Origin of the sequence: Micromonospora sp. AB353 (assembly GCF_049538395.1) — a bacterium.
Classification (GTDB): domain Bacteria; phylum Actinomycetota; class Actinomycetes; order Mycobacteriales; family Micromonosporaceae; genus Micromonospora; species Micromonospora aurantiaca.
In genome coordinates this window covers 1-13,054 of sequence record NZ_JBMVFV010000119.1, presented here as the reverse complement: position 1 = coordinate 13,054, position 13,054 = coordinate 1, and the positions used below count along the sequence as shown (strand labels likewise).

Sequence of the window (13,054 nt, the reverse complement as noted above, 5' to 3'; positions counted from 1 at the left end):
CCGAGCAGTTGCCGGAGCTGGCCCGCGCGGGCGTGGTCGACGCCGGCGGGCGCGGCCTGTGCCTGCTGCTGGACGCGCTGGTCGAGGTGATCACGGGGGAGAGCCCGGGCCAGCCGGCGCCCGCACCACCCGCCCGCCGCGCGCCGGTCACCGCCGTGCGGGAGAGCGGCTCCGACGCGTACGCCTACGAGGTGCAGTACCTGCTCGACGCAGGCGACGAGGCGGTGACCCGGCTGCGCGCCGAGCTGGACGCGCTCGGCGACTCCCTGGCGATCGTCGGCGACGGCGCCGGCACCTGGAACGTGCACGTGCACGTCAACGACATCGGGGCGGCGGTCGAGGCGGGCGTGGTCGCCGGCCGCCCCCACCGGATCAGCGTGACCCGCTTCGCCGACCAGACCGCCCCGGCGCCCGGGCCGCAGGTGCCGCCGCCGGAGGGGCGGGCCGCCGTGGTGGTCGCCACCGGCGCGGGCATCGCGGAGCTGTTCGCCGCCGAGGGCGCGGTGGTGGTGCCCGCCAACCCGTCCACCGGTGAGCTGCTCGACGCGATCCGGGCCACCGGCGCCGCCCGGGTGGTGGTGCTGCCGAACGACCCGAACACCCAGTCGGTGGCGAGCGCGGCGGCCAAGGAGGCGCACGGCCTCGGCATCAAGGTGAGCGTGGTGCCCACCCGCTCGCCGGTGCAGGCGCTCGCGGCGCTCGCCGTCCGCGATCCGAAGCGGCGGTTCGAGGACGACGTGATCGCGATGGCCGAGGCGGCCGGCGCCTGCCGGTACGCGGAGGTCTGCCACGCCGCCCGGGAGGCGCTCACCGTCGCCGGCCCGGCCCGCCCGGGTGACGTGCTGGCCCTGGTCGAGGGCGAGGTGCACCTGATCGGGCAGGATCTGGTCGACACCTGCACCGCCGTGGTGGACCGGATGCTCGGCGGTGGCGGCGAACTGGTCACGCTGCTCTGCGGCGCCGACGCGCCGGCCGGTCTGGCCGACCGGGTCCGCGCGCACGTCGAGGGGGCCTGGCCGTTCGTCGAGGTGCAGGCGTACGAGGGCGGGCAGCCGCACTATCCGCTCCTGGTGGGGGTCGAATGACTGGTGAAGCGGCCACTGTGGACACGCCGCTGAAGAAGCTGGTCGGCGAGCGCACGGCGAAGGCGCTGGCCGGGCATCTCGACCTGCACACCGCCGGCGACCTGATCTACCACTTCCCGCGCCGGTACGACGAGCGCGGCGAGCACACCGACATCCGCTCGCTCGACGTGGGGGAGCAGGTCACGGTGCTGGCCCAGGTGCAGCGCACCGCCGTGCGCCCGATGCGCCAGCGGCGCGGCAACCTGCTGGAGGTGACCGTCGGCGACGGCTCCGGCGGCGTGCTCACCTGCACGTTCTTCGGCAACCAGGCGTGGCGCGAGCGGGAGCTTCGGCCCGGCCGGTGGGGGCTGTTCGCCGGGAAGGTGACCGAGTTCCGGGGCAAGCGGCAGCTCAACGGCCCGGAGTACGTCCTGCTCGGCGAGGGCGGCGAGGGCGAGGCGGCGGCGAACGAGGAGGTCGAGGAGTTCGCCGGGGCGCTGATCCCGGTCTACCCGGCTGCGGCGGCGGTGCCGACCTGGGTGATCGCCCGTTGCGTCCGCGTCGTGCTCGACACGTTCACCCCGCCGGAGGATCCGCTGCCGGCCACCGTCCGGGCCACCCGCAACCTGGCCGACATCGGCACCGCGCTGCGCGAGATCCACCGTCCGACCAGCAAGGAGGCGCTCTACCGGGCCCGCCGCCGGCTGAAGTGGGACGAGGCGTTCGCCGTGCAGCTCACGCTGGTGCAGCGCAAGCAGCGGGCGGCGGCGTCGCCGGGGCGGGCCCGGCCGGCGAAGGCGGGCGGCCTGCTCGACGCGTTCGACGCGCGGCTGCCGTACGAGCTGACCTCCGGCCAGCAGGTCGTCGGGCGGGAGATCGCCGCCGACCTGGCCCGGCCGCACCCGATGCACCGGCTGCTCCAGGGCGAGGTGGGCTCCGGCAAGACGGTGGTGGCGCTGCGCGCCATGCTCCAGGTGGTCGACGCCGGTGGACAGGCCGCGCTGCTGGCCCCGACCGAGGTGCTCGCCGCCCAGCACCACAGGGGCATCCTCGACCTGCTCGGGCCGCTCGGCCGGGCCGGTGAGCTGGGCGCCGCCGACGACGCCACGCGGGTGGAGCTGGTCACCGGCTCGCTCGGCGCGGCGGCCCGGCGGCGGGCGCTGGCCGAGGTGGCCGAGGGGCGCGCCGGCATCGTGCTCGGCACGCACGCCCTGCTCTACGAGGGCGTCGACTTCCACGACCTCGGCCTGGTGGTGGTGGACGAGCAGCACCGCTTCGGCGTGGAGCAGCGCGACGCGCTGCGCGCCAAGGCCGAGCAGCCGCCGCACGTGCTGGTGATGACCGCGACACCGATCCCGCGCACCGTGGCCATGACCGTCTACGGCGACCTGGAGACCTCCACGCTGTCCCAGCTCCCGCAGGGCCGTTCACCGATCGCCTCGCACGTGGTCCCGGCCGCCGAGAAGCCGGCCTTCCTCGACCGGGCCTGGCGCCGGTTGCGCGAGGAGGTCACGAAGGGCCACCAGGCGTACGTGGTGTGCCCGCGGATCGGCGAGGGGCCGGTGTCGGACGAGGAGCCGCCGCGGGAGGACGACAACGGCCGCCGCCCGCCGCTGGCCGTGACCGAGGTGGCCCCGCTGCTGGCCGAGGGGCCGCTGCACGGGCTGCGGATCGGGGTGCTGCACGGCCGGCTGCCCGCGGACGAGAAGGACGCGGTGATGCGTGCGTACGCCGACGGCGAGCTGGACGTGCTGGTCGCGACCACAGTGGTCGAGGTCGGCGTGAACGTGCCGAACGCGACGGTGATGATCGTGCTGGACGCCGACCGGTTCGGTGTCTCCCAGCTGCACCAGTTGCGCGGCCGGGTGGGCCGGGGCTCGGCCGCCGGTCTGTGCCTGCTTGTCACCGAGGCGGCCGAGGGCTCGTCCGCCCGGGAGCGGCTGGACGCGGTCGCCTCCACCACCGACGGCTTCAAGCTCGCCGAACTCGACCTGGAGCAGCGCCGCGAGGGCGACGTGCTGGGCGCCACCCAGTCCGGCCGGCGCTCGCACCTGCGGCTGCTGTCGCTGCTGCGCGACACCGAGCTGATCCGCGACGCGCGGGCCGAGGCGACCGAACTGGTCGAGGACGACCCGGATCTGGCCCGGCATCCGGCGCTGGCGGCGTCGGTCGCCGCGCTCGTCGACGAGGAACGCGCCGAATACCTGGAGAAGGGCTGAGGCTCCGGCGCGGTTCGCGGGACTGCGGCGCGCGCGTCGCGTGCCTAGGCTCGCGCAGATGTCGACACCATCACTCGAACACGGTGTGCTGCTGGTCACCCGGGGCGACGAACTCGTGGTGGACCGGGTGGCCGGAGTCGCCGACGAGGCGTCCGGCCGGCGGTGCACCGCGGCGACGCGGTTCCAGATCGCCTCGATCAGCAAGCAGATGGCCGCCGTGGCGGTGCTGTTGCTCGCCGAGCGGGCAGCGCTGAGCCTGTCCGACCCGGTGGTACGCCGGCTGCCCGGCGCGCCGCCGCCACAATGGTCCGGCATCACGCTGCACCACCTGCTCACCCACACGTCGGGCCTGGGCCACTGGGAGGACTACCCGGCGATCGACCTGCACGGGCCGGCCGAGCCGGACGAACTGCTCGACCGGTTCGCGGCGCTGCCGCCGCTGTTCCGGCCCGGAGCCGGGTGGCACTACAGCAGCCCCGGCTACGTGCTGCTGGCCCGGACCGTCGAGCACGTGACCGACCGGCCGTACGCCGAGTTCCTCGCCGAGGAGGTGTTCGCGCCGCTGGGCATGACTGGCAGCTTCGCCGGTTCCGGCGACGGGCGGGCGGACGTGGCGGTCGGGCACGAGGGCGGCCGTCCGGTGCCGTCCTGGGACCTGACGACGGTCAGCCTGGGCGCTGGTGACGTCTGGTGCACCGGGGCGGACCTGCTCACCTGGCTCGACGTACCGCGCCGGGGCCGGCTGCTCGGCGCGGCCTCGGTGGCGGCGATGACCGCGCCGCACGCGCCCACCGGACGGCCCGACGAGGCGTACGGCTACGGCTTCTTCGTCGGCCCGCTGGCCGGCCGGCGGGCGCTGCACCACTCCGGGGACAACGGCGGCTACAAGGCGTTCGCCGCCTGGCTGCCCGGCTCCGACCAGCGGCTCGTGCTGCTGACCAACCGGGCCGAGGTCGATCCGCGAACGATCACGTCGGCGCTCGACGCGGTCTGACCGCCCGTACGCACGGCGAGGGCGCGCCGGCCGGGTGCTCGGCGCGTCGCGTAGCGTCGGGGCATGCGCAGGGAGCGACGGTGACCCGGATCGTGGCCGGCACGCTCGGCGGCCGGCGGATCGCCGCGCCACCGGGTGCCGGCACCCGGCCCACCTCCGACCGGGTCCGCGAGGCGCTGTTCAGCGCCGTGCACGCGCACGCCGACCTGGACGGGGCACGCTTCGCCGACCTGTACGCCGGTTCCGGCGCGGTCGGTCTGGAGGCGCTGTCCCGGGGCGCGACCCACGTGCTGCTCGTCGAGTCCGACGCGCGGGCCGCCCGGGTGATCCGGGAGAACATCGCCGCGCTGCGGGCCGCGCCGGCCGCGCGCCTGGTCACCGGCAGGGTCGCCACCGTGCTGGCGGCGGGTCCGGACGGCGGGCCGTACGACGTGGTCTTCGCCGATCCGCCGTACGCGGTGCCGGACGCGGAGATCACCGCGATGCTGGCGGCGCTGGTCGACGGCGATTGGCTCGCACCGGACGCCCTGGTGATCGTCGAGCGGTCCAGCCGTACCGGACCGGTCACGTGGGTGGAAGGTGTCACTCCGGAGCGCAGCAGACGTTACGGCGAGACCACTCTTTGGTACGGTCGCCGATCATGAGACGTGCGGTCTGCCCGGGCTCGTTCGACCCGGTCACCAACGGACACCTCGACATCATCGGCCGGGCCAGCCGGCTGTTCGACGAGGTGATCGTCGGAGTGCTGGTCAACCAGTCCAAGCAGGGCCTGTTCACGGTCGAGGAGCGCATCGACATGCTCCACGAGGTGACCGCCTCGTACGACAACGTCCGGGTGGAGTCGTTCCGCGGCCTGCTCGTCGACTTCTGCCGGGCGCAGCAGGCGAGTGTGCTGATCAAGGGCCTGCGGGCGGTGAGCGACTTCGACTACGAGTTGCAGATGGCCCAGATGAACATCGGCCTGGCCGGCGTGGAGACGCTCTTCATGCCGACCAACCCGCTCTACTCGTTCATCTCGTCCAGCCTGATCAAGGACGTGGCGAAGTGGGGCGGCGACATCTCCGCCCACGTCCCCGACCTGGTCCGAGCCCAGCTCTCCGCCCGCCTCCGCCCCTGACCCTCCGCCGGGGGTGGGCGACGCGCCGGGTGGGGCGGGTGGGGTGGTTGTGGCTCGGGCGCGACATGATGTCTGCAACGCCGAGACCGGGCGCGAGGCCGCATGATGGAGGGCGGCCGACGAAGACAGGAGTGAGGTACCGGTGGACCCGCTCGATCGCATCGACGAACTGATCGCCATGGTGGAGCAGGCCCGCTCCGTCCCGATGTCGCGCAACAACTGCATGGTCGACCGGGGCGAGATGATCGCCGCGCTCGACGAGCTGCGCGCGGAGCTGCCCGCCGACCTGCGTCGGGCCGCCGCGCTGCTGGAGGAGCGGGACAAGATCATGGAGGCCGGCAAGCGCGAGGCCGACCGGATCATCAGCGAGGGTGAGGCGGAACACGCCCGGCTCGTCTCGGTCAACGAGATCACCGTCTCGGCCGAGCACGAGGGCGCGCGGATCATCGCCGAGGCGCGGGCCGAGGCGCAGCGCCTGCGCGAGGAGGTGGACGACTACGTCGACACCGCGCTGGCGAACTTCGAGCAGTTCCTCACCCGGGCGCTGGCCTCGATAGAGCGCGGCCGGGACAAGATGCACGCGCTGCGCGAGATCGGGACCTTCGGCGGGGACGAGGCGGACCGCCCGCTACCCTTCTGAGCGGCGCGCGGGCCGGTCGCCGACAGCCGGCTCCCGCCGGGCCGGAGGCGAGCCCCCGGTTCGACGGTCCGCCCGTCTGGCAGGTAACCTTCTTTGTCGGCCTCTCAACGGCCGGAGTCTGACTATGCCCAAACACTCGCCAAGCACACTCGACCCCAGGTCGCCGCTGGTCCTCGACACGAGGGAACTGCCGCGCCGACCTGGCGCGTTGCGTACGCACAAGCGGGTCGTGCCGGCACCGGCGGACCTCGGCGTGGAGTTGATCGGCGTGCCGGAGGGCGCGGATCTCGACCTCGATCTGAGGTTGGAGTCGGTGTCCGAGGGCGTACTCGTCTCCGGGACCGTCACCGGTCCCGTCAAGGGCGAGTGCGGCCGCTGCCTGCGCGAGATCGACGACTCGTTGGCCGTGACGATCCAGGAGCTGTACGCGTACGAGCACAGCACCACGGACGACACGACCGACGAGGACGAGGTGGGCCGGATGCAGGGCGATCTGATCGACCTGGAGCCGGCGTTGCGGGACGCGGTGGTGCTGGCGCTGCCGACGAACCCGCTCTGCCGGGAGGACTGCCCAGGCCTGTGCCCCGAGTGTGGGGTGCACTGGGACGATCTGCCGGCCGACCACAGCCATCAGCAGGTCGACCCGCGTTGGGCGAGCCTGACGCAACTGACCCGTACAGAGGAGTAAGAACCGTGGCCGTCCCCAAGCGCAAGATGTCGCGCAGCAACACCCGCGCCCGCCGGGCGAACTGGAAGGCCTCGGCGGTGGCGACCGTGGCCTGCCCGCAGTGCAAGTCGGCGAAGCTGCCGCACGCCGCCTGCTCCGTCTGCGGCACCTACAACGGCCGTCAGGTCCTCGAGGTCTGACCCGGCTGCCGAGTGACGTCCCCGACCACCGGTCGGGTGACGCGCGCACCAAGGCTCTCGCCCGGTGCCCCGGCTCCCGCCACCGCCGACCGGTTCCCGGCCGGCGGATCGTCGGAGCCGGGCACCGCGCGGATCGCCGTCGACCTCCTCGGCGGGGACGATGCTCCCGCCGTCGTGGTTGACGGCGCTCTGCGAGCGGTACGCACGGATCCCGCCCTGCACCTGATGCTCGTCGGCCCGATCGAGGTGGCCGACGAGCTGATCGGTGCGCTCGACCCGGCCCAGCGCGCCCGGGTCACGGTCCGCCCGGTGCGGACCGCCGTCGGCATGGCCGACCATCCCACCGCCGCCCGCGGCGAGAGCACGGTACGCACCGCCGTGCAGGCCGTCCGCGACGGACTCGCCGACGCGGTCGTCTCCGCCGGTTCGACCGGCGCCACAGTCACCGCCGCCGCGCTCGGCCTCGGCCGCTGGACCGGGATCCGCCGTCCCGCGCTCGCCGCCACGCTGCCCGCCGTCGAAGGGCCGGTGGTGCTGCTCGACGTCGGCGGCACGCTCGAACCGGGCCCGGCCACGCTGGCCCGGCACGCCCTCCTCGGTGCCGCCTACGCGTCGGTGGCCCACGCCGTCACCGCACCCCGCGTCGGGTTGCTCTCCGTCGGCCACGAGACGGGCAAGGGCGACCGGCTGCGCCGCGTCGCCGCGCCCGCGCTCGCCGCCGCGCCGCTGCCCTGCGACGGCCGCTACGTCGGCCTGGTCGAGGGGTACGACATCTCGCTCGGCGCCCGCGCCGACGTCGTGGTGACCGACGGCTTCACCGGAAACGTCCTGCTGAAGGCCATCGAGGGCGCGTACGCCATGGCCGGTGGCCCGCCCGCACGCGGCGGCGCCCCGCGTGCCGCCGCGCTGCTCGGGGTGGGCGGCACCGTGGTGGTGTGCCACGGCGCGGCCGGCTCCGAGGACGTCGCCTCCGGTATCGCGCTCGCGGCCCACCTGTGGCGCCGCGACGCCGCCGCGACGGTCCGCTCCCTGCTCGCGGACATCCCGCACGATCTCGCACCTGACCGACACGACACCGAGGTAGCACCATGACCAACGACAAGCGGCGGCGTGCTCCCGTCGGCCACCTGGAGGCGGCCTTCGGGGTGTCGCTCGACCCGGAACTGCTGGAACGCGCGCTGACCCACCGCTCGTACGCGTACGAGAACGGCGGCCTGCCCACGAACGAGCGGCTGGAGTTCCTGGGCGACTCGGTGCTCGGCGTGGTGATCACCACAGCCCTGTTCCACAACCACCCCGACCTGCCCGAGGGGCAGCTGGCGAAGCTGCGCGCCAGCGTGGTCAACATGCGGGCGCTCGCCGACGTGGCGCGTGGCCTGGGCCCGGACGGGCTCGGCGCGTACCTGCTGCTCGGCAAGGGCGAGGAGGCCACCGGCGGGCGGGACAAGGCGAGCATCCTGGCCGACACGCTGGAGGCGCTGCTTGGTGCGATCTACCTCCAGTACGGCCTGGACACCGCCGCCATCGTCATCCACCGGCTGTTCGACCCGCTGATGGCCGAGTCGGCGGGCCGGGGCGCGGCGCTGGACTGGAAGACCAGCCTCCAGGAGCTGACCGCCGCGCTCGGGCTCGGTGTGCCCGAGTACCGGATCGAGGGCACCGGACCGGATCACCTCAAGACGTTCACCGCCTGGGTGGTGGTGGCCGGCAACCGCTACGGCGGCGCGGAGGGGCGCAGCAAGAAGGAGGCCGAGCAGCGCGCGGCCGAGTCGGCCTGGCGGATGCTCACCGAGCAGGCCGAGGCCGAGGCGGCGGCGCGGGCCGAGGCGGAGACGAGCGACACCTCCGACGTGGAGGCGGGCGCGGGCCGTGCCTGAGCTGCCCGAGGTCGAGACCGTCCGGGTGGGCCTCGCCCAGTGGGTGATCGGCCGGCGGATCGCCGCCGTCGAGGTGCGCCACCCCCGGGCGGTACGCCGGCACGCGCCCGGCGGCGCGCACTTCGCCGACGTGCTGGCCGGCCGGACGATCACCGGGGTACGCCGCCGCGGCAAGTACCTCTGGCTGCCACTGGACAGCGGCGACGCGGTGATCGGCCACCTCGGCATGTCCGGCCAGCTGCTGCTGCAGCCGGTCGGCGCGGCCGACGAACTGCACCTGCGGGTCCGGTTCCGGTTCGCCGACGACGGGCCGGAGCTGCGTTTCGTCGACCAGCGCACGTTCGGCGGGCTGTCCGTGTCCGAAGGTGGGGCGGAGCTGCCCGCCGAGATCGCCCACATCGCCCGCGACCCGATGGACCCGGAGTTCTCCGACGAGGCGTTCGTGGCGGCGCTGCGGCGCAAGCGTACGGAGATCAAACGCGCGCTGCTCGACCAGACGCTGATCTCCGGGGTGGGCAACATCTACGCCGACGAGGCACTGTGGCGGGCGAAGCTGCACGGCGCCCGCCCGGCCGACGCGCTCACCCGTCCGGCCGCGCTGCGGCTGCTCGGGCACGTGCGGGACGTGCTCGCCGAGGCGATCAAGCAGGGCGGCACCAGCTTCGACGAGCTGTACGTCAACGTCAACGGCGAGAGCGGCTACTTCGACAGGTCGCTCAACGCGTACGGCCGGGAGGGCGAGCCCTGCCCGCGCTGCGGCGCGCCGATCCGGCGGGAGGCGTTCATGAACCGGTCCTCCTACAGCTGCCCGCGATGCCAGCCGCGGCCCCGGGGCACCCTCCGGGGATGACCCCGAGCCGGTTCGGGGTTGCGCCGGTGTGCATCGCCCGGCGGTCCCCGGAGACGCGCCGGAGCGTACCCGGAGATGCCCTTTTCCGCCCGGTCCGCGCGGCCGGTTCCGGCCGCGCGGACCTCACCGTGCGGATCGGGGACGAGCGGGGGCCGTTCCCCGATGCCGGGGCCCCGCCTGCTGCCTAGCGTCATCTGGGGTCGGCACAGGGCCGGCATCAGGAGGGTGGAACCCGGGACATGGGCAGGCGACCGGTGACCGTGCGGCTGGCACGGTGGAGTGCGGAGCATCCGTGGCGCGCGATCGCGTTGTGGGTGGTCTTCGTGGCGGTGTGTTTCGTGGGCGGCAGCGCCGCCGGGCTGAACGAGGCGACCGACGAGGATCAGGCGATCGGCGAGTTCGGACGGGCACAACTGATCGTCGACAGTGGCGGGTTCGACCGGCCGGCGACCGAGAACGTGCTGATCACCGCCCGCTCGGGTTCGCTCGACCAGGCGGCGGCGAAGGCCGCGGCGCAGGACGCGGCGGACCGGCTGCGGCAGGTCGACGGCGTGGCCTCGATCGGTACGCCGATGCCGTCGCGCGACGGCAGCGCGCTGCTGGTGCCGATCACCATGTCGGGCGACCCGGGCACCGCCGGGGACCGGGTGCAGCCGCTGCGGGACACCACCGCGACGGTGCAGGACGCGCACCCGCAGCTACGGGTGGAGCAGGTCGGCGGCCCGTCGATCGACAAGGCGCTCGACGACACGCTCGGCAAGGACTTCAAGCGCGCCGAGCTGCTCAGCCTCCCGGTGACGCTGGCCATCCTGATCATCGCGTTCGGCGCGCTGATCGCCGCCGGGGTGCCGGTGCTGCTGGCGCTCTCCTCGGTGGCCGCCGCGATGGGCCTCTCCACACTCGCGTCGCACCTGGTGCCGGCCACCGACACCACGGCCAGCGTCATCCTGCTGATCGGCATGGCGGTCGGCGTGGACTACTCGCTGTTCTACGTGCGGCGGGAGCGGGAGGAACGGGCGAAGGGCCGCTCCGGCCTGGACGCGGTGGAGATCGCCGCGGAGACCTCCGGGCACGCCGTGGTGGTCTCCGGCACCGCCGTGATCATCTCGATGGGCGGTCTGCTGCTCGCCCAGGACGCGATCTTCTCGTCGCTGGCGGTCGGCTCGATCCTGGTGGTGGCGGTCGCGGTGATCGGCTCGCTCACCGTGCTGCCGGCGCTGCTGGCGAAGCTGGGTCGCTGGGTGGACCGGCCGCGGGTGCCGCTGCTGTGGCGCCTCACCGCCCCGCGCAACGGGCAGCCGGCCCGGCCCCGGTTCTGGCCGGCGGTGCTCAAGCCGGCGCTGCGCGCGCCGGTGGCCACGCTGCTGATCTCGGTCGCGCTGCTGCTCGCGCTCGCCGCGCCCGCGCTCGGCATGAAGCTGAAGTTCCCCGGCCCGGAGGACGTGCCACGTACCACCGCCGCCATGCAGGCGTACGACCGGCTCACCGCGGCCTTCCCGAGCAACGGCACCAGCCACACGGTCGCCGTGCGGGCGCCGGCCGAGCAGGCCGACCGGGTGCGGGCCGCGCTCACCGACCTGGCCGGCCGCACCGCCGCCGACCCGCTCTTCGCGCCGGCCGAGGGGGACGGCCCGGAGATCCAGGTGTCGGCGGACCGGCGGGTGTCGGTGCTGGAGGTGGCCACGCCGCATGCCAGCCGCTCCGACGAGGCGTCCCGGTCGCTGCACGAGCTGCGCGAGGACCTGGTCCCGGCCACGCTCGGCGGCATCCCGGGCGTGGAGTACGCGGTCGGCGGCGGCGTGGCCGCCAGCGAGGACTACGCCGCCCACATCTGGGCGAAGCTGCCGATCGTCGCGGCGTTCGTGCTGGCGCTGACGTTCCTGGTGATGGCGTGGACGTTCCGGTCGATCGTGGTGGCGCTGACCTCGATCGTGCTGAACCTGCTGTCCGCCGGCGCCGCGTACGGGCTGCTGGTGCTGGTCTTCCAGAGCACCTGGGCGGAAGGGCTGCTCGGCTTCACCTCGATGGACGCGATCGTCACCTGGCTGCCGCTGTTCCTGTTCGTGGTGCTGTTCGGGCTGTCGATGGACTACCACGTGTTCGTGGTCAGCCGGATCCGCGAGGCGGTCGACCGGGGCATGCCCACCCGGGAGGCGGTGGCGTACGGCATCACCTCCTCGGCCGGTGTGGTGACCAGCGCGGCGGTGGTGATGGTGGCGGTGTTCTCCATCTTCGCCACGCTCAGCATGATCGACTTCAAGCAGCTCGGCATCGGCCTGGCGGCGGCGATCCTGCTGGACGCCACGATCATCCGGGCGGTCGTACTGCCCTCGGTGATGACGCTGCTCGGTGACGCGAACTGGTGGGCGCCACGCTTCATGCGCCGTCGGCGGCCCGTCCCGGCGGTCGAGCCGCCGCCCGCCCCGGCACCGGAGCTGGTCGGCGTCCGCTGATCCCGAGCGGACCCGCCCCCGGGGCCCGGTCCGGGCGCCCAACCTGTGGTGCCGAACAGCTTGACATCAGCTCCGGCTCGTGCCGGCCGCTGAGAAGGCATTCGTGTTCGCGCGGTATACCTGAGAGTCATAACTATGACTCTCAGGTATACCGCCTTCCGGGCATCTGTTCGCCGCTGAGGGTCACGGAGAGTGTTGGCAGCTTTCGTACTGGATCATCGTCATCGGCGCCCCGCTCCCCGCCGGGCGGGGGCGCCCCGGTGTCACGGCAGGGCGCACGGCTCCCGCCAGGCGTCCAGCTCGCGGTCCTTGCGGATCGAGGCGAAGCCGTAGCCGACCGAGGTGACGCAGAAGTCCGCCGGCTCGCCGGTGTACTCGACGTGGAAGACCGGCTTGCCGGCGTCGACGAACGGCAGCAGCTTCGCGCACTCGCGGCGGCGTACGCACTCCTGGTTGACCGCGAAGTCGAAGTCGGGGGCCAGCGCCGCGACCTGCGGCACGTCGTCGACCAGGCCGGGGGAGAGGTCCAGCTTGCGGGCCAGCCCGGCCAGCCGGCGGTTGAACAGCAACTGGTCGTCGAAGTCCAGCGGAAAGCCGGAGCGGTGCCGGTAGCCGTCCGCGTCGGCGAGCGCCACCGCGCCGAAGCCCTTGCCCCGGCACAGCCGGAACCGGTCGGCCAGCACCGGCGCGAGCGCGTCCCAGCCCCGTACGTCCAGGAAACGGCTCCCCGGCCGCCCCGGCACGCCCGCGCCGCGTACGGCGGTGGGGAAGCGGGTGGCGTCCGGGTCGTCGGCGGCGTACGTGCCGACCCGGACGTGGCAGACCAGCCGGCGGCCCCGCTCGCGCAGCGCGGCGGTCTCGGCCGAGGTGGTCGCCACCGGGTCGAGGAGGAAGACGTCGGCGTCCACCGCCACGTCCACCGGGGAGGTGAGCTGCCACTGCCACCGCCAGCTGCCGGCCTGCGCGGCCGGCC

The 13,054-nt window shown here is 73.9% G+C and carries 13 protein-coding genes; 12 read left to right on the top strand and 1 reads right to left on the bottom strand.

Annotated features, from left to right (window positions below; genetic code table 11):
• The 12 genes from ACPCK6_RS27935 to ACPCK6_RS27880 form a co-directional block, all read left to right on the top strand.
• The coding region (locus tag ACPCK6_RS27935) for a DAK2 domain-containing protein (protein WP_423482686.1) at nt 1-1,085 on the top strand (1,085 nt) is incomplete at its 5' end.
• Entirely contained in the window at nt 1,082-3,283 is a 2,202-nt protein-coding gene (recG, locus tag ACPCK6_RS27930; protein ID WP_396880271.1) for an ATP-dependent DNA helicase RecG, read from the top strand. The genes ACPCK6_RS27935 and recG, both read left to right, overlap by 4 nt.
• A 58-nt stretch (nt 3,284-3,341) precedes the next feature.
• Entirely contained in the window at nt 3,342-4,277 is a 936-nt protein-coding gene (locus tag ACPCK6_RS27925) for a serine hydrolase domain-containing protein (RefSeq protein WP_396880272.1), read from the top strand.
• An 80-nt stretch (nt 4,278-4,357) separates the two neighbouring features.
• The gene (gene rsmD / locus ACPCK6_RS27920) at nt 4,358-4,921 is read left to right on the top strand and encodes a 16S rRNA (guanine(966)-N(2))-methyltransferase RsmD (RefSeq protein ID WP_423482685.1); all 564 of its coding nucleotides are present in this window, start codon (nt 4,358-4,360) and stop codon (nt 4,919-4,921) included.
• Entirely contained in the window at nt 4,918-5,394 is a 477-nt protein-coding gene (gene coaD / locus ACPCK6_RS27915) for a pantetheine-phosphate adenylyltransferase (RefSeq protein ID WP_252449426.1), read from the top strand. Before rsmD ends, coaD begins: the two co-directional genes overlap by 4 nt.
• Before the next feature lie 142 nt (nt 5,395-5,536).
• Entirely contained in the window at nt 5,537-6,034 is a 498-nt protein-coding gene (locus tag ACPCK6_RS27910) for an SPFH domain-containing protein (protein WP_135243736.1), read from the top strand.
• A 124-nt stretch (nt 6,035-6,158) separates the two neighbouring features.
• The gene (locus tag ACPCK6_RS27905; protein ID WP_120571197.1) at nt 6,159-6,722 is read left to right on the top strand and encodes a YceD family protein; all 564 of its coding nucleotides are present in this window, start codon (nt 6,159-6,161) and stop codon (nt 6,720-6,722) included.
• 5 nt (nt 6,723-6,727) lie between these two features.
• On the top strand, nt 6,728-6,901 hold the full coding sequence (gene rpmF / locus ACPCK6_RS27900; RefSeq protein WP_030500827.1) for a 50S ribosomal protein L32: 174 nt from the start codon (nt 6,728-6,730) through the stop codon (nt 6,899-6,901).
• A gap of 132 nt (nt 6,902-7,033) precedes the next feature.
• On the top strand, nt 7,034-7,993 hold the full coding sequence (locus ACPCK6_RS27895; protein ID WP_396880410.1) for a phosphate acyltransferase PlsX: 960 nt from the start codon (nt 7,034-7,036) through the stop codon (nt 7,991-7,993).
• Nucleotides 7,990-8,778 (top strand): ribonuclease III, encoded by a 789-nt coding sequence (rnc, locus tag ACPCK6_RS27890; protein ID WP_396880275.1) that lies wholly within the window; start codon nt 7,990-7,992, stop codon nt 8,776-8,778. Before ACPCK6_RS27895 ends, rnc begins: the two co-directional genes overlap by 4 nt.
• Nucleotides 8,771-9,628 (top strand): bifunctional DNA-formamidopyrimidine glycosylase/DNA-(apurinic or apyrimidinic site) lyase, encoded by an 858-nt coding sequence (gene mutM / locus ACPCK6_RS27885; RefSeq protein ID WP_064447028.1) that lies wholly within the window; start codon nt 8,771-8,773, stop codon nt 9,626-9,628. Before rnc ends, mutM begins: the two co-directional genes overlap by 8 nt.
• A gap of 239 nt (nt 9,629-9,867) precedes the next feature.
• Nucleotides 9,868-12,081 carry an MMPL family transporter gene (locus tag ACPCK6_RS27880; protein WP_423482684.1) on the top strand — a complete coding sequence of 738 codons (2,214 nt, stop codon included), beginning with the start codon at nt 9,868-9,870 and terminating at the stop codon, nt 12,079-12,081.
• Nucleotides 12,082-12,344: 263 nt separating this feature from the next.
• On the opposite strand, the gene ACPCK6_RS27875 is transcribed toward ACPCK6_RS27880, so the two are convergent.
• Nucleotides 12,345-13,054 (bottom strand): endo alpha-1,4 polygalactosaminidase (locus ACPCK6_RS27875; protein ID WP_423482683.1); only part of this gene is annotated, 710 nt, incomplete at its 5' end.

Bases quoted from the DNA above. Each gene is read 5' to 3' on its own strand.
- ACPCK6_RS27925 (WP_396880272.1), top strand. From the start codon at position 3,342: ATGTCGACACCATCACTCGAACACGGTGTGCTGCTGGTCACCCGGGGC.
- ACPCK6_RS27880 (WP_423482684.1), top strand. From the start codon at position 9,868: ATGGGCAGGCGACCGGTGACCGTGCGGCTGGCACGGTGGAGTGCGGAG.
- ACPCK6_RS27905 (WP_120571197.1), top strand. From the start codon at position 6,159: ATGCCCAAACACTCGCCAAGCACACTCGACCCCAGGTCGCCGCTGGTC.
- coaD (WP_252449426.1), top strand. From the start codon at position 4,918: ATGAGACGTGCGGTCTGCCCGGGCTCGTTCGACCCGGTCACCAACGGA.
- recG (WP_396880271.1), top strand. From the start codon at position 1,082: ATGACTGGTGAAGCGGCCACTGTGGACACGCCGCTGAAGAAGCTGGTC.
- rnc (WP_396880275.1), top strand. From the start codon at position 7,990: ATGACCAACGACAAGCGGCGGCGTGCTCCCGTCGGCCACCTGGAGGCG.